Consider the following 16,165-nt stretch of genomic DNA (forward strand, 5'->3'; position numbering starts at 1 on the left):
AACGGAAGTGGCGACATCACCTGCGGTATTTACGACAGCGACAATCTCCCATACCGCGAGCTGAGTGCCAATGTGAACCCCAGCTTCAATGGGTACGCATCGCGCAGCGGGTGCCGGTGCGCATTCACATTGATGAAGTGCCGGAAGGGTTTTTGCTGGCGGCGGGGACGACGTGTACGGTGGTGGTGAAGCCGAGCGAGGGGTAGTCCTTACGCTCTACCAAGGTATTGCTTGCCTATTGTAGGAGCGGCCTTGCCGGGGCGCCGGACCGGTCGGATGGGCTGCGCAGCAGCCCTAGGGTTTCCGCACAAATGCACACATTGCCGGGGCTGCTTTGCAGCCCATCGCGACACAAGGCCGCGCCTACAAAAGCCGGTGCTGATCAGAAAAGATATGCAAGACAGTTGCTCCTTCAAAGCACGAGTTAGCCGCTGACGATATGTGTAAGTACGTTGCCTTAACTCGCTGCAGCTTCTCGGAGTAACTGGTCCCAATCGTCTGGTGGATGGCCAGTTAGCAGCATCTTCTGAAAAAACTTGTAAGCGTCGTCGCTGCTGTCGTAGGCGCGCTTGCTCGACTCATCATTGACCCAGGCCAGCACGAGGATCTTGCTGGCAGTGTGATAGCGATAGAACAAGCGGTATTGCTGGAAGAACTTCACTCTGAACCAGTGCTTGTGCTCACCGCCAAGCGTTGCGCCCTGGCGATACTCAGGTTTTGTCGGGTCTTGGGGGATGACATCAAATGCTAACCGCTTGATGGCCGCCAGCCGTTTAAAAGCATTTTTTTTCGTGTAACCCGTTGGGCCCTTCTGCATCTGGGCCTGAACTTGAACGCTCAGTGCGTCAAGCTTGGCCAGGAACAGTGGGTGGGCAAATACAGTCCATCCATGAATAACCAGAGGCGTCTTTTTCGCATCACTCATTCATCATCCGCCGACAGAGGTTGGTCCAGATCGACCTCCGCGTCGCCGACAAGCTTGTCGAGGCGAGCGATAAGGTCAGCATCGACAACCTGCAGCCGTTGAGGATTTGTCGCGATGTCGTGAGCCAGAAAACTCAGGAACTGGCCCAGCACCGGATCATCCTCGGTTGCCTCTGCGCGGGTGAGTATCACCCCACCGTCTGGGCGAATCGAGTAATGAATCTTGTCACGTTTTTTCAAACCCAAGGCGCGACGCACGGTTTCAGGAACGGTGGTCTGGTAACGATCGGTCAGCGTGGACTCGACTTCGAAGGTGGTAGCCATAGCGCATGTCCATTGAGGTCCATCAACGTCCATCAAGGTAATGCGATTGCATTGTCTGGTCAATGCAAACGCATTACCCGGCTGATCAGCGGTTCACGCCGCCCCCACCAACACCGGCACCTCAACCCGATCAATCACCTTCGCGCTGATCGACGGGTCCAGCAGCCGCCCCAGCCGCGACAGGTGGCGGTGGCCCATGATGATCAGCTCGCAGTTCAGTTCCTGCGCCTTGGCCACGATGGCCTCGACCGGTTGCCCCGCGATCATGCAGCCCTGGCTGGCGAAACCGGCCTGCTGCAACTCGGCAACCGCCTTGGCCACCGCGTCGTCGGCCTGGTGCTGTTCCTCGCAGGCGGCGGGGTATTCTTCCAGTTCTTCAGCGGTGTAGGGCGCGGGTTGTTCGTGCACGGCGAAGGTTGAGTCGATGGCCAACAGCACATGCAGTACATGGTCGGCGGGGCGGCAGTAGCGGCGGGCGAGGGTGAGCAGGGCGGTGGAGGCGGGGGACGCGTCGATGGCGATCAGGATGGGGCTTGGCATGGGGGATCCTTGATGGGTGTGGGTGTCTGAGCCGGCCTCATCGCGGGTGAACCCGCTCCTACATCAGGTCACCGCAACCTCTGAAACCTGCGAAACCCCTGTAGGAGCGGGTTTATCGATGCGTCGAACCGCCGCGAAAGGGCCGAGCCTGCCATCCACCATTCTTGGCCCAACCCGCTCCCGAAATAAATGCCCCACCACGCACGAGCGCATTGCGTCTGGTGCAATCCACCAACCTGCTACCATCGCCATCCCCACCGCTGTAACGGAAAACGGCCATGCAACTCCCGGACATGAACCTGCTCGTCGCCCTCGATGCCCTGCTCGACGAGGGCAGTGTGGTTGGCGCAGCGCAGCGCATGAACCTGAGCCCGGCAGCCATGAGCCGGACCCTGGGGCGCATCCGCGATGCCTTGGGCGACCCGATCCTGGTACGTGCTGGCCGTGGCCTGGTGCCAACCCCTCGGGCGCTGGCCCTGCGTGAGCAGGTGGCGGCGCTGGTCGAGCAGGCCGGTGAAGTATTCCGCAGTGCCGACGAGGTCGACCTGCCCAGGCTCGACCGCGCCTTCAACATTCGCACCAATGACCTGTTCATCGCCCTGTACGGTGCACAGATGCTGCGCCGCATGCACGAGCAGGCGCCGCGTACGGTGCTGCGCTTCGTGCCAGAAAGCCCAGGCGGCGATGACGACAGTGTGCTGCGTGACGGGCGTACCGACCTGATCATCAGCTCGACCGTGGACCTGGGGCCGGAGATCAAGGTGCAGAGCCTGTTCCAGACCTACTACGTGGGCCTGGCGCGGCGCGACCACCCGATCTTCGAACAGCCGATCACGCCGACCAGCTTTGCCAGTTATCCACAGATCAGTGTGTCGCGCCGTGGCCGAGCCAACGGGCCGATCGATGTCGAGCTGGCCAACTTCAAGGTGAAGCGGCGGGTGGCGTTGATCACCCCGAGTTTTCACTCGGCGCTGTTCTCGTTGCCGGACTCCGACCTGATCCTGCCGATGCCGGCGAATATCCTCAACAGCGTGCACAAGCTGGGGCTGCCGTTGCGCTCGTTCGAGATTCCGGTGCCGCTGGAAAGGGTGACGGTACTACAGGCGTGGCACCCGAGGTTTCACAATGACCCGGCGCATCGCTGGTTGCGGCAGACCCTGAAGGCCTGTTGCAGTGTTGACCCTTAAAACCGGGTTGGATGCTTCGCGGGTAAACCCGCTCCCACAGGTACACCACCGCCCTCAAAACCTGTGTTATCCCTGTGGGAGCGGGTTTACCCGCGAACCAGGCGATTCGGTTTTAAGATGGATTGCGTCTGACGCAACATAAACCTACCGAGAAGTCAGTTTTCGTCAGCATTCGACCTTCTTAGACTTGCTCCAGTCGCAAATTTGTTGCTGGAGATGTCTGCCCATGAGTTCCCTCTCCGCCCCAGCTGCCGCCGTGGCCGCCGCCCCCGCGCCGGCCGCGCCTGCGCAGACTGCGTTCGGCCTGCAGGTAGTGGTCGGGCTGTTCGGTGTATTGCTGGCCGTGTTGTGTGCGGGCCTCAACGAGTCGGTGACCAAGATTTCCCTGGCCGACATCCGCGGGGCCATGGGGATCGGTGCCGACGAAGGTGCCTGGCTGTTGGCGGTGTACAGTGCTGCTTCGGTATCGGCCATGGCCTTTGCGCCCTGGCTGGCCACCACCTTCTCGCTGCGCCGCTTCACCATGAGCGCGATTGGCCTGTTCGCCGTGCTCGGCCTGCTGCAACCGTTCGCCCCCAACCTGCACAGCCTGATGCTGCTGCGCGTGCTGCAAGGCTTCGCCTCTGGCGCCTTGCCACCGATGCTGATGAGCGTGGCCCTGCGCTTCCTGCCGCCCGGCATCAAGGTCTATGGCCTTGCCTGTTACGCCCTCACCGCCACCTTTGGCCCCAACCTTGGCACGCCACTGGCCGGGCTGTGGACCGAGTACGTCGGTTGGCAATGGGCGTTCTGGCAGATCATCCTGCCCTCGGCATTGGCGATTGCCTGCGTCGGCTGGGGCCTGCCGCAGGACCCGCTGCGCCTGGAGCGCTTCAAGCAGTTCGACTGGCGCGGTGTGCTGCTCGGCCTGCCGGCCATCAGCTGTATCGTGCTGGGCCTGTCGCTGGGTGATCGCTGGGGCTGGTTCGACTCGCCATTGATCTGCTGGCTGCTCGGCGGTGGCCTGCTGTTGCTGGTGCTGTTCATGTACAACGAATGGTCCGAGCCGCTGCCGTTCTTCCAGCTGCGCATGCTGTCGCGACGCAACTTGAGTTTCGCCCTGGTGACGCTGGCCGGCGTGCTTATCGTGCTCTCCGGCGTGGGCAGCATTCCATCAGCCTACCTGGCGCAGATCCAGGGTTACCGCCCGGCGCAGACCAGCCCGCTGATGATGCTGGTGGCCATGCCGCAGTTGATTGCCCTGCCGCTGACCGCAGCGCTGTGCAACATCCGTGCGGTGGACTGCCGCTGGGTGCTGGGCATCGGCCTGGCGATGCTGGCGGTGTCCTGCGTGGGCAGCAGCCTGCTTACCAGCGAGTGGATCCGTGGCGACTTCTACCCTTTCTACCTGCTGCAGGTGTTCGGCCAGCCAATGGCGGTGCTGCCGCTGCTGATGCTGTCGACCAACGGCATGACCCCACAGGAAGGCCCGTTCGCCTCCAGCTGGTTCAACACCGTAAAAGGCCTGGCGGCGGTGATCGCCGGTGGCCTGCTGGATGCCCTGGGCACCCTGCGCCGGCACTTCCATTCCAACCACCTGGTGGACAGCCTGGGCAACGCCCCGCTGGTCGACGGTAATGCCGCTGGCCTGGCCAAGCGCATCCACGACCAGGCGTTGGTGCTGACTTCGGCCGACCTCTACCTGGTCATGGCCGGCATTGCCGTGGCCCTGATCTGCCTGATTCCTTTCGTACCTACCCGGGTCTATCCGCCGCGCGCGGTGGCCTGAACCCTGGATGAATTCGAGTACCCCTGAAATGACCAATAACCGCAAAACCCTGTTCATCGGCTCGGTGCTGGCCGTGGCTGTCCTGGCTGGAATCGTTGGCCCGTGGATGCTTGGCAGCGACCACCGCCAGAGCACCAATGACGCCTATGTGATCGCCGACTACACCGTGGTCGCGCCAAAGGTGGCTGGCTTCATCAAGGAAGTGCTGGTGGAGGATAACCAGCAGGTCACCGCCGGGCAGTTGCTGGCGACCATCGATGCCCGTGATTACCAGGCTGCCCTGGACGCCGCACGGGCGCAGTTGCTGGTGGCCCAGGCACAAAGCGCCGATGCCCGCGCCACCCTGGAACGCCAGGCCGCACTCATTGCCCAGGCGGAAGCCGCAGTGAAAGCTGCCCAGGCCGAAGCGGCGTTCGCCGACCACGAGGTCAACCGCTACAGCCGCCTGGCCGAGCAGGGCGCCGGTACCGTGCAGAACGCCCAGCAGGCGCGCAGCGGGGTCGACCAGGCCCGTGCGCGCCTGGCCAACGCCCAGGCAGCGCTGGTGGCGGCGCGCAAGCAAGTGGACATTCTCACGGCCCAGGTGGCCAGTGCCGATGGCCAGCTCAAACGCGCCGAAGCGGGCCTGGAAAAGGCCCAGCTCGACCTTTCTTACACGCGCATCACCGCCCCGGTGGACGGCATGGTCGGCGAGCGCGCCCTGCGCGTCGGCGCCTACGTCAACCCGGGCGCCCGCCTGCTGTCGGTGGTGCCGCTGCAGCAGGCTTACGTGGTCGGCAACTTCCAGGAAACCCAGCTGACCCATGTGCAGCCTGGCCAGCCGGTGACTATCAGTGTCGACACCTTCTCCGGTGAGAAGCTGCAAGGCCACGTGGAAAGCATTGCCCCGGCCACCGGCGTGACTTTCGCCGCCGTCAAGCCGGACAACGCCACCGGCAACTTCACCAAGGTCGTGCAGCGTATCCCGGTGAAGATTGTCTTCGATGATGGCCAGCCGCTGCTCAGCCGCCTGCGTGTGGGCATGTCGGTGGAAGCGACCATCGATACCCGTGGCGACAAGCTCGACGGCAAAGAGGTAAGCGCACGATGAAACCGGCATTACGCTTGACCCCGTTGCTGCTGGCCGTGCTGATGGCCGGCTGCACCCTGGGCCCGGACTTCCTGCGCCCCGACAGCCAGGCACCGCAACAGTGGGCACCGCTGCAAGGCGAGGCAGCGGCCAGCCAGCCGCAGGCCGAGCCGCTGGAGCTGCGCTGGTGGGAAACCTTCCACGACGCCCAGCTCAGTGCCTTGATCCAGCGGGTTGCCGAACGCAACCTCGACCTGCAGATGGCCAGCGCTCGGCTGCTGCAAAGCCGTGCTTTGCGCAGCACCGTGGCCGCCGATGAAGTGCCGTCGGCGGACGTCAACGCCGGCTACAGCCGGGCACGCAACAGTGCCGAAGGCCTGAGCGACCCGTCCGGCAAGGCGGGTAAAGAAGCCTTCAACCTGTGGCAGGGCGACCTGGTGGCCGGTTGGGAGCTGGACCTGTGGGGCCGCGTGCGGCGCCAGGTGGAAGCTGCCGATGCCACGGTCGAAGTGGCCGAGAACGATCGCCGCGGCGTGCTGTTGGCCTTGCTGTCGGAAACTGCCGGCAACTACATCCAGCTGCGCGCGGTGCAGCACACTATCGATGTGCCCCAGGACAACCTCAAGGTCGCCCAGCACAGCCTGAAACTCTCTGAAAACCGTCAGGCCGAAGGCGTCGCCACCCGGCTTGATGTGGCCCAGGCCAGCGCCCAGGTCGCGTCGATAGAGTCGCGCCTGCCCAGCCTGGAAGCCCGCCGCGATGATCTGATCAACGCCCTCAGCCTGCTCGCCGCCGAGCCACCGCGCAGCTTGCAGGCCGAATTGTTGAAGGGCGGCGAGCTGCCCGCACCGCAGCAGAAGTTTGCCATCGGCTTGCCGTCCGAACTGGCCGAGCGCCGCCCGGATATCCGCCAGGCCGAGGCCCGCCTGCATGCTGCCACTGCCAGCATTGGCGTGGCCAAGGCGGACTTCTACCCGAGCATCCGGCTGTCGGGCAGCATGGGCTTCCAGGCCATGCAGCTGTCCGACTTCGGTGGCTGGGATTCGCGCCGCTTCGCGTTCGGGCCGCAGTTGTCGTTGCCCATTTTCGAGGGCGGCCGGCTCAAAGGCACCTTGCAACTGCGCGAGGCGCAGCAGCAGGAAGCGGCGCTGAACTACCGCAAGGTGGTGCTGGGTGCCTGGCATGAAATTGACGATGTGCTACGCCTGTACAACGCCAGCCAGTTGCGCCGTGACCATTTGGCCGAGGCCGTGCGGCAGAGCCGCATCGCCCTGGAAACTGCACAGCGCCAGTATGTAGAAGGGGCGGTGGACTTTCTCAATGTGCTGACGGTGCAAGGGGCCTTGCTGGCCAGCGAGGAACAGTGGATCGACAGTTCGGCGGCGGTTTCGCAGGCGTTGGTTGGGTTGTACAAGGCGTTGGGTGGTGGCTGGCAGGTGTTTGATGAGCAGCCGGTGAAGAAAGCGTAAAAGCAGGGGCCGCTTTGCGGCCCATCGCGACACAAGGCCGCTCCTACAAGGGATTGCGTTCGCCTGTAGGAGCGGCCTTGCGTCGCGAAGGGCTGCAAAGCAGCCCCGACAATTGACCTGTTTACCTAGGAGGCACAGATGCACATTTCCCTGAACGGCAAGCGCGCCGTCGTCAGCGGCTCCACTGCCGGTATTGGTCTGGCCATCGCCATCGGCCTGGCCGAGGCGGGCGCCGAAGTGGTGCTCAATGGCCGCACCCAGGCCCGTGTCGATGAAGCCCTCAAGGCCGTGCGCGAACGCCTGCCGCAAGCACGCATCATCGGCATCGCCGCCGACCTGGGCACCCGGGACGGCGCGCAAAAGCTGTTCGACCAGGTGCCGCACACCGACATCCTGATCAACAACCTCGGCATCTTCGAGCCCAAGCCGTTTTTTGAAATCGAAGACGAAGACTGGCAGCGCTTCTTCGACGTCAACGTGCTCAGCGCCGTGCGCCTGTCGCGCCACTATGCCCAGGGCATGGCCGAGCGCAAATGGGGGCGGGTGGTGTTCTTGTCCAGCGAATCGGCGCTGCAGATTCCGACCGAAATGATTCATTACGGCATGACCAAGACGGCACTGCTGGCGGTGTCGCGCGGGCTGGCCGAGACCTTGGCAGGCAGCGGCGTCACGGTGAATTCTGTATTGCCGGGGCCTACGCGTTCGGAGGGGGTGGGTGATTTCTTTGCCAAGCTGGCGCAGGAGCAGGGGGTGTCTACTGAAGAACTGGAAGCCAATTTCCTGGCCGAGCACCGGCCGACTTCGCTGATCAAGCGGTTGGCGACGGTGGAGGAGGTGGCCAATATGGTGGTGTATCTGGCGTCGATGCAGGCCAGCGCGACAACCGGGGCGGCGTTGCGGGTGGATGGCGGGGTGCTGCGTTCCATTGCCTGATTGGTAGTTGCCAGTGCCGGCCTATTCGCGGGTGAACCCGCTCCTACAACGATCGCGTAACCCTGTAGGAGCGGGTTCACCCGCGAAGAGGCCGGTACAGGCAACCCATCAATGTAGGAGCGGGTTCACCCGCGAAGAGGCCGGTACTGGCAACCCATCAATGTAGGAGCGGGTTCACCCGCGAAGAGGCCGGTACAGGCAACCCATCAATGTAGGAGTGGGTTCACCCGCGAAGAGGCCAGCACTGGCAACCCATCAATCAGAGCGGCCGCAGCAACCCAAACCGCTTGCGCAACGCCCAGTCCAGCACCCGCCGCGGCAGTAACCTGGCCATCAACGGCAACGCCGTACTGCCATTGCCCAACCGCACCACCGCCGGCACCGGCGACTTGTTCACCGCCGCCAACACCCCCCGGGCAAACACCGCCGCCGATGTCGGCTTGTCCTGCGAGGCCCGCGCCCGCGCCTGTACGTAGTCGCGCAACGGCCACCACGCCGAATCTGCCGCCAGCACCTGCTCGGCCTGGCGCTGGGCATTGCTGGCGAACTGTGAGGCAATCGCCCCTGGCTGCACTTCCATCACCTGCACGCCAAACGGTGCCAGCTCCAGGCGCAAGGCATCGCTCAGTGCATGCACGGCAGCTTTCGAGGCGCAGTAGGCGCCGGCGAACGGGGTGACCAATACGCCGGAAACGCTGCCGATGTTCACCACCAGCCCTCGCGAGCGGCGCAGCAGCGGGAACAGCGCGCGGGTCACGCCAACCACGGCGAACACGTTGGTTTCGAACTGCTGGCGCAGGGCATCCACACCCCCATCGAGCAACGGGCCCATGGCGCCGTAGCCGGCGTTGTTGATCAGGATGTCGAGGCTTGGCAGTTCCTCGGCCAGGCGTGCCACGCCCTCGCTGTCGTTCACGTCCAGTTGCCGGGCGGTGTAGCCGGCAGCGCTCAGTTGCTCGACATCTTCAGGCTTGCGGGCGGTGGCCCAGACATGGTGACCGGCATCGCGGAAGGCATCGGCCAGGGCGCGGCCGATGCCGCTGGAACAACCGGTGATCAGGACGGTGGGCATGGTTGGGGCCTGTTGTCAGGGAGATTGGTTTTTTCCTGTGCCGGCCTATTCGCGGCGGTTCGACGCCTCGATGAACCCGCTCCTACGCGATCCCTGTAGGAGCGGGTTTACCCGCGAAGAGGCCAGCACAGGCAACACATCAGTTGGCAAATGTACCCTGCAGGTGCTCAGCCCGAAACTCCAGGGTCTGCGGCCGGTACCCGGAGCGCAACGGCGGCAATGGCAAACAGTCTTTCCACTGCGCCCCTGGCTGCAGTTCACCCGGCCCACGGTAGCGCGGAGCGTTGTAGGTATTCTCGGCCAGGTTCACGGTATCGCCCGGCGCATACGCCGCCACGCGCCAGCGCAGTTCGGTCAGCGGGGCCTTGTTGCCATTCTTCATGCGTACCTGCAAGGCGCGGTCGGCAGGGCAGTGTTCTGGGGCATAGCTCAGGCGCACGTCCAGGCGGGCCAGTTGCGAGGCTTCGCGGCTGTCTTGCCAGACCACGAACATCGCCACCAGGCCCAGGCCGCACACGGCAGCCAGGGAAATTGGCAGGGCCTTGGCCGGGTAGCGCAACAGCAGCACCAGCCAGGTGAGGATGAGGAAGGCACCGATGATCATGGGGCTTGCAGGCCTTGGTTGCGCGGGGTCTGACCATCGTAGCCTGAAATGGGGGAGGGCTCAAAAGCGGGAGGGCTTTGCCCTCCTTTCGCGACACAAGGCCGCTCCTACAGGGACCGCGTTTTCCCATGGGTACGCGGTCCTTGTAGGAGCGGCCTTGTGTCGCGATAGGGCCGCAACGCGGCCCCAGGGTTCACTTACTGCGCAATGGTCTTCACCGAAACCCCACGCTCCACCGGCGTGGAAGTCCGCCCATACACATCCTCGAACCGCTCGATATCATCCTCGCCCAGGTAGCTCCCGGACTGCACTTCGATGATCTCCAGCGGAATCTTGCCAGGGTTGCGCAGGCGGTGCACCGAGGCAATCGGAATGTAGGTCGACTGGTTCTCGGTCAGCAGGAACACGTTCTCGTCACAGGTCACTTCGGCCGTGCCGGACACCACGATCCAGTGCTCGGCACGGTGATGGTGCATCTGCAGCGACAGGCTGGCACCGGGCTTGACGGTAATGTGCTTGACCTGGAAGCGGCCACCCATGTCCACCGAGTCGTACGAGCCCCACGGGCGGTACACTTCCAGGTGGTTCTGGGTTTCGCTGCGGCCCTGTTCGTCGAGGGTCTTGACCATCTGCTTGACGCCCTGGACCTTGTCCTTGTGGGCAATCATCATGGCGTCCTTGGTCTCGACCACCACAATGTTCTCCAGGCCGATCACCGACACCAGCTTGCCGTTGCCGTGGATCATGCAGTTGTGGCTGTCCTGCACCACCACATCGCCCTTGGTGACGTTGCCGTTGTCGTCCTTCTCGTGCACTTCCCACAGCGACGACCAGCAACCCACGTCACTCCAGCCTGCCGACATCGGCACCACGCAGGCGCGCTGGGTCTTTTCCATCACCGCGTAGTCGATGGAGTTGTCCGGGCAGCAGGCAAAGGTGGCTTCGTCGATGCTCAGCACATCGCCGTCTTCCTGGCTGCGCTCCAAGGCCAGCACGCAAGTGTCGTATATGTCGCCGTCGTGCTTTTTCAGCTCTTCGAGAAAGCGGCTGGCACGGAACAGGAACATGCCGCTGTTCCAGAAATAGCCACCGGCCTGGACGAATTCGGCAGCGCGTTTCTCGTCCGGCTTCTCGACGAACTGGGCCACGCGCGCCACACCTTCAGGCAGCAACGCATCCTGGCTGGAGCGGATATAGCCGTAGCCGGTTTCCGGTTTGGTCGCCGGCACGCCGAACAGCACCATCTCGCCGCGCTCGGCGGCCACGGTGGCCAGGGCCAGGGCACGTTGCAGGGCCTTCTGGTCATCAATTACGTGGTCGGCAGGCAGTACCAGCATCAGCTCGTCGCGGCCTTCGGTGACCAGCTTCATCGCGGTCATGGCCACGGCGGGTGCCGTGTTGCGGCCGAACGGCTCCATCAGGATGCCCTGGGTTTCCAGCTTCAGGGCAGCCAGCTGTTCCTGGACGATGAACTTGTGGTCCTTGTTGCAGACCACAATCGGCGTGTCCATGCCTTCGAACACCAGGCGCTCGATGGTTTGCTGGAACAGGGTGTGTTCACCGGTCAGGGCCAGGAACTGCTTAGGGAACTGCTTGCGCGACAGAGGCCACAGACGCGAACCGCTACCACCAGAAAGAATTACCGGGATCATCATGTTTCTCCAATAGTCGTTGAGAGGCAGGGGAATCAGTTGCTAGCCACGGGGCGAGTTACCCACACCGGCGACAAGGCGTTGCCGGAACCCGTTACGTACAGCACGGCGGCTTCGCCGCGCTCCAGGGCGACCGGTTTCACGTCACCCACTTTCTTGTCGCCTTGGTACAGCGCCAGGTTGACCTTGACCGGGTTGATCTCGCGCTCGCCACGGCCGTTGGCGGCCACCGGCTTGACCACTTCGGTCTTGCCGTCGGCGGTTTTCAGGGTCAGCTGCTGGTCGCTCAGGTTCTGCACGCGCACCAGGGCTTTCTGTTTGTTCTTGAACGGCGGTTCTTCGATCAGCTGCGGGTTGCCGCTGCCGCTGTTGACCAGCGTGTAGTACTTGTCCGCGGCCAGCTTGACCGGCACGCTCTTGCCACCCACCTGAGCGGTGTAGTCACCGCCTGGCAGGAAGCTGAAATCGCTGCTGGCCTGGGCGCCAACCTGCTTGATCTGGGTGTTGCCGACACTGGCGGCAGTCGGTGCGCTGGCGGCGTTGTACAGGCGCACGAAGGTCGAGCCTTTCGGCGCGCTTGGGCCATACAGCGCAGCGTCGGCGCCGGCGAAGGCCTGCATCGAAGCAAGGGAAAGGCCGGCCGCGAGGGTGAGGGCTTTGGCAATGGAAGTCTTGGTAGTCATGTGCGTGTTCCTCTCTTCAATCAGTGGTTCGTCCGGGTGGACGACAAGGCCAGGTTTTCTTCGGATTTATGGGAGTTTTTCAGTTGCGCGATCCACTGCGGATCGAAGCTGCTGAGGTCGTTTTTCATTGGCAGATAACGTTCGGGGAATTCCCACACCACCACTTGTGGCGCGGCGCTTTCAAAAGCATCGCTTTGCAGGTACTTGAGCATCGGCAGCAGCGGGCCGTGGCCGTCTTCGGCGTAGTTGGCGACGTCGCTGCGCAGTGCTTGCTGCAACGCTCCGAGGAAGTTCCAGTGCGGGTTGGCGCTGTAGCTGGTGCCTACCAGGGCGACCGGTATCTGCTTGTCGGCGAACAGTGCGTCGTCGGCATCAGCCGCGGCCTCGACCGGGCGGGTGGTGCGTTGCTGCAGGCTGTCCGGGGCTGGCAGCAGGTTGCTGAACAGCGGGTCCAGCGGCAGGAAGTTGGTCAGGTCACCTTTGTAGGGCGCGGTTTTGCCGGCCTCGGTGATGAAGGTTTGCGGGTCGCCATTAAGCAATTGCTGGCGGTTGACCGCCTCAGCCAGCGCCTGCGCCGCCACTTCAGCGCCCATCGGTGTCCAGTGAGTGTCGGTGCGCAGGAACACTTGGCCACGGGCCTTGGCCTGTTCCAGCGGGGCCATCAAGTCTGGGGCGAACACGTTGGCCTGGCGCGCCTGGGCATGGAACTGGTTGTACAGGTCGCCATGCAGGCTGGCCGGCAGCTCCTTGCCCAGGTACTCATCGTAGATCCGCGCCTTGGCCGGGATGATCGCCAACACCAGCTGGCTGCCGTGTTGCTTGAGCGTGTCACGTACGCCACGGATCAGCGCCAGGTTTTCCTGCATCAGCTGCTCGGCACCGGCGGTGGGCTTGAACTCTTCATCACTGAACAGCCACTGGTCGCGGCCCAACACCACGCCGGGGCGGCCTTCGTTGAACAGCTTGAAGTCCATCGCCGCCCACAGGTTGGTGCTCAGGCGCTTGATCGGGAACTCGGCGTCGTAGTGGGTCTCGGCGGCCTTGGCCAGCTTGCCGTTGAGCAGGGTCATCTGCTCGGTGCGCTGGAAACTCTGCAGGGCACCGGTGGACCAGACGCCCATGCCCACCAGCAGGCCCAGGAACGACAGCGAATAGGTAATGCGTAATGTCCGGGTCATGTCATCAACCTCAGAACTGGAAGTAAAGGAACGGCGAGTAGCTCTGCGCCGAAAGCTTGAGGATCGAGGCCACGAACAGCAGCAGCACCAGGGCGCGGGACATCACCCGGGTCCAGTCCAGGCCGATCGAGCCATCGGCATTGACTTGCGCCGGCGTGCGTGTGGCAGCCGTTGGTGTGGCATTGCGGTAGAAGTCGCGCAGGCCGAACCACGCCAGGGTGATGTAGGCGATGATCAGGGTGGCCACTTGCAGGCCGGTGAGCTGGGCGCGGTTGAGTTCCGACAGCTGCCAGTCGCCGAAGCTGAACATGGCGCCGTACATGCGGGCGGCCACGTGCAGGTTCTCGGCGCGGAAGATCACCCAGCCGACCACCACCAGCAGGAAGGTGAAGGCCCACTTCACCGGGTTGAAGCGCTGCGGGTTGGTGTCGATGCCCAGCGCCCGCTCGATCGCCAGCCACATGCCGTGCCAGGCGCCCCAGATGATGTAGGTGAAGTTGGCACCGTGCCACAGGCCGCCCAGCAGCATGGTCAGGAACAGGTTGCGGTAGGTGTTGAAGGTGCCTTTGCGGTTACCGCCCAGGGTGATGTACAGGTAGTCGCGCAGCCAGGTCGACAGGCTGATGTGCCAGCGCCGCCAGAACTCGGTGATCGACTGGCTGATGTACGGCTGCTTGAAGTTCTCCATGAAGCGGAAACCCATCATCAGCCCCAGGCCGATGGCCATGTCGCTGTAGCCGCTGAAGTCGAAGTAAAGCTGCGCGGTGTAGGCCAGGGCGCCGAGCCAGGCGTCACCCGTGGTCGGGTTCTGCAGGGCGAAGCAATGGTCGGCCACCACCGCCAGGGTGTCGGCGATGAACACTTTCTTGATGAAGCCCTGCATGAAGCGGGTGCAGCCTTCGGAGAACTTGTCCAGGGTGTGGGTGCGGTTGTTGAACTGGTCGACCAGGTCCTTGAAGCGCAGCACCGGGCCGGCGATCAAGTGCGGGAAGATCGCCACGAACGCCGCGAAGTCGATCAGGTTGCGGGTGGCCGGGGTGTCGCCGCGGTACACGTCGATGATGTAGCTGATCGACTCGAAGATGTAGAACGAGATGCCGATCGGCAGCAGCACATGGGTGAGGATAAACGGCTCCAGGCCGAACGAGCTGATGATCGCGTTAAGGCTGTCGACGCCGAAGTTGGCGTACTTGAAGTAGCCGAGGATCGCCAGGTCGACACCCACGCCAAGCAGCAGCCAGCGCTGCGCCGGTTTGGTGCGTACGCCAGCGGCACCGACTTTCAAGCCGATCCAGTAGTTCCACAGGGTGACCCCGGCGAACAGGGCCAGGAAGTCCACCCGCCACCAGGCATAGAAGATGTAGCTGGCGATCAGCAGTAGCAGGTTGCGATAACGTTGCCCGCTCAAGTAGTACAGGCCGAGGAAGATCGGCAAGAACAGGAACAGGAACACGTTGGACGAGAAGACCATCCCGGTTCTCCTTTTTGTTCACAGCATCCGGGGCAAAGCGCCCCCCAACCCCCCCACACAAATGTGGCGGGCTACCTAGATCCCCTGTAGGAGCGGGTTTACTCGCGAAGAGGCCGGCACAGGCACCGCCATGGCAGGTCTGGCCTATTCGCGGGTAAACCCGCTCCTACAAGGGTTTGCGTTACTTTTTCGATTCGGCACTCGGGTCATAGACCCGGGTCACATCGCCCCCCAGCCGGAAGCTGTTGAACGGCTGCATGCCATGCTTGCGCTCAAGCGTGTCGCCCACGCAGTGGTACAGCTGGCACCACGGTTCGAGCCAGGCATACTTGCTGTCGACCTTGAGGTCTTTCATGTCTTGCTTCTCACCCGTGCGCGCTTTGAAATGGCTTGGGTCGCGTGCACCGGCCAGTACGCCTTCACCCAGGCGTTGCAGGGCGAAATTGTTCTCGCTGCGCAAGTCCACACCGTTGGCCTGGGCAAAGCTGGCGATCATCGCCAGCGGCGGCAGGGCATAGTTGTGGTAGGCAAGCGCACGCTGGCGGCGCTTGAGTTCGTTAGGCAGGAAGCCCTGGTCGTCCACCTGGTTGGCGCCGACCTTGTATTCCTTTACCGCCCAGTCGAACAGGTCACGCCGGTCGGTGGCCACGGCAGTCGCCATCACCGACCAGGCCGCCCAGTAGCTGTGGTTGTTGATCTTCTCCAGCGGCAGGTCGCTCCAGTCGCGCACGGTTTGCTCGGCCAGGCGGGCGAACCATTTCTCGATCAGCTCGGCCTCGGCCTGGTGCGCTGCCAGTGGCTGCGAATCGGAGAACTTCAGGCGCAGCCACGAACCGCTCATGCTGCCCAGCGCCCATTTGCGCATCGACTTGCCGGTGTGGTTGTAATCGGTGGACAGCAGCGCACCAGCGCGCGCCCAGGTACCCAGCCAGGTCAGGGTGCAGTCAAGCTGCGCCGGGCGGCCGTCACGCATGTACTGGCCGACCATCTTGCTCACGCCCTTTTCCAAGGTGGTGATGTCGGCTGTGGAGTCGCGGAAGGCTTTTTCCGAGGCGACGTTGAGCGTGGCGCGGGCCTTGTCCGAGCCCTCGTACTTGCTGCGAAACTGCAGGGCACCGGTGTATGGCTTGGGCGCCGCTTCGCAACGGAAACTGCCATCGCCGGTCTTGAGTTTCTCGATGCCCTCGTAGTACCCCTGCGGCGGCACCAGCGCCGCCTGTGCTGCGCTGCCAAACAGGGCCAGGGCAAGCAGGGCAGGGCTGAAGATTTGCTTGAATGCAGTCATGTGGTC

General features: G+C 63.4%; 15 protein-coding genes and 1 pseudogene. 6 read left to right on the forward strand and 10 right to left on the reverse strand.

From position 1 onward, the window contains the following. Positions 1 to 15 precede the first annotated feature (15 nt). Positions 16 to 206 (forward strand): annotated as a pseudogene (locus ACIP02_RS06455) (efflux transporter periplasmic adaptor subunit); the annotation flags it as partial. Between the two features lie 251 nt (positions 207 to 457). Here the strand turns inward: ACIP02_RS06455 and ACIP02_RS06460 are convergent. From ACIP02_RS06460 to ACIP02_RS06470, 3 genes are all read right to left on the reverse strand, one after another. Beyond that, the gene (locus ACIP02_RS06460) at positions 458 to 925 is read right to left on the reverse strand and encodes a type II toxin-antitoxin system YhaV family toxin (RefSeq protein WP_400614363.1); all 468 of its coding nucleotides are present in this window, start codon (positions 923 to 925) and stop codon (positions 458 to 460) included. Beyond that, a complete protein-coding gene (locus ACIP02_RS06465) occupies positions 922 to 1,248 on the reverse strand; it encodes a type II toxin-antitoxin system PrlF family antitoxin (protein WP_201206841.1) in 327 nt (108 codons plus the stop codon). The genes ACIP02_RS06460 and ACIP02_RS06465 overlap by 4 nt, the downstream gene beginning before the upstream one ends. A gap of 93 nt (positions 1,249 to 1,341) precedes the next feature. Further along, positions 1,342 to 1,788: a universal stress protein gene (locus ACIP02_RS06470; protein ID WP_400614366.1), complete on the reverse strand. Its 447-nt coding sequence runs from the start codon at positions 1,786 to 1,788 to the stop codon at positions 1,342 to 1,344. A gap of 278 nt (positions 1,789 to 2,066) precedes the next feature. Here ACIP02_RS06470 and ACIP02_RS06475 point away from each other — a divergent pair, with 278 nt between their 5' ends. The 5 genes from ACIP02_RS06475 (at position 2,067) to ACIP02_RS06495 (ending at position 8,214) form a co-directional block, all read left to right on the forward strand. Continuing rightward, positions 2,067 to 2,975 carry a LysR family transcriptional regulator gene (locus tag ACIP02_RS06475; protein WP_400614369.1) on the forward strand — a complete coding sequence of 303 codons (909 nt, stop codon included), beginning with the start codon at positions 2,067 to 2,069 and terminating at the stop codon, positions 2,973 to 2,975. A 226-nt stretch (positions 2,976 to 3,201) separates the two neighbouring features. Beyond that, on the forward strand, positions 3,202 to 4,743 hold the full coding sequence (locus tag ACIP02_RS06480; protein WP_400614371.1) for an MFS transporter: 1,542 nt from the start codon (positions 3,202 to 3,204) through the stop codon (positions 4,741 to 4,743). Positions 4,744 to 4,771: 28 nt separating this feature from the next. Beyond that, positions 4,772 to 5,833, forward strand: a complete 1,062-nt coding sequence (locus ACIP02_RS06485) for an HlyD family secretion protein (protein WP_400615039.1) — start codon at positions 4,772 to 4,774, stop codon at positions 5,831 to 5,833. Continuing rightward, a complete protein-coding gene (locus ACIP02_RS06490; protein ID WP_400614373.1) occupies positions 5,830 to 7,281 on the forward strand; it encodes an efflux transporter outer membrane subunit in 1,452 nt (483 codons plus the stop codon). Before ACIP02_RS06485 ends, ACIP02_RS06490 begins: the two co-directional genes overlap by 4 nt. Positions 7,282 to 7,419: 138 nt before the next feature. Continuing rightward, entirely contained in the window at positions 7,420 to 8,214 is a 795-nt protein-coding gene (locus ACIP02_RS06495) for an SDR family NAD(P)-dependent oxidoreductase (protein ID WP_400614376.1), read from the forward strand. A 259-nt stretch (positions 8,215 to 8,473) separates the two neighbouring features. Here ACIP02_RS06495 and ACIP02_RS06500 read toward each other — a convergent pair whose 3' ends face one another. The 7 genes from ACIP02_RS06500 to ACIP02_RS06530 all read right to left on the reverse strand — a co-directional run bounded on the left by ACIP02_RS06500 (position 8,474) and on the right by ACIP02_RS06530 (position 16,159). After that, a complete protein-coding gene (locus ACIP02_RS06500; RefSeq protein WP_400614379.1) occupies positions 8,474 to 9,286 on the reverse strand; it encodes an SDR family oxidoreductase in 813 nt (270 codons plus the stop codon). Between the two features lie 139 nt (positions 9,287 to 9,425). Then, a complete protein-coding gene (locus ACIP02_RS06505) occupies positions 9,426 to 9,890 on the reverse strand; it encodes a multidrug transporter (protein WP_400614381.1) in 465 nt (154 codons plus the stop codon). 197 nt (positions 9,891 to 10,087) lie between these two features. Then, the gene (locus ACIP02_RS06510; RefSeq protein WP_400615042.1) at positions 10,088 to 11,542 is read right to left on the reverse strand and encodes a mannose-1-phosphate guanylyltransferase/mannose-6-phosphate isomerase; all 1,455 of its coding nucleotides are present in this window, start codon (positions 11,540 to 11,542) and stop codon (positions 10,088 to 10,090) included. Between the two features lie 35 nt (positions 11,543 to 11,577). Then, positions 11,578 to 12,225: an alginate O-acetyltransferase AlgF gene (locus tag ACIP02_RS06515; RefSeq protein WP_400614384.1), complete on the reverse strand. Its 648-nt coding sequence runs from the start codon at positions 12,223 to 12,225 to the stop codon at positions 11,578 to 11,580. A 20-nt stretch (positions 12,226 to 12,245) separates the two neighbouring features. Beyond that, entirely contained in the window at positions 12,246 to 13,403 is a 1,158-nt protein-coding gene (locus tag ACIP02_RS06520) for an alginate O-acetyltransferase (protein ID WP_400614386.1), read from the reverse strand. A gap of 10 nt (positions 13,404 to 13,413) precedes the next feature. Continuing rightward, positions 13,414 to 14,874 (reverse strand): MBOAT family O-acyltransferase, encoded by a 1,461-nt coding sequence (locus ACIP02_RS06525; protein ID WP_400614389.1) that lies wholly within the window; start codon positions 14,872 to 14,874, stop codon positions 13,414 to 13,416. Between the two features lie 181 nt (positions 14,875 to 15,055). Beyond that, positions 15,056 to 16,159, reverse strand: coding sequence for a mannuronate-specific alginate lyase (locus tag ACIP02_RS06530; protein ID WP_400614391.1), 1,104 nt, complete (start codon positions 16,157 to 16,159; stop codon positions 15,056 to 15,058). Positions 16,160 to 16,165: the final 6 nt, after the last annotated feature.

This window comes from Pseudomonas sp. NPDC089408 (assembly GCF_044749445.1).
Classification (GTDB): domain Bacteria; phylum Pseudomonadota; class Gammaproteobacteria; order Pseudomonadales; family Pseudomonadaceae; genus Aquipseudomonas.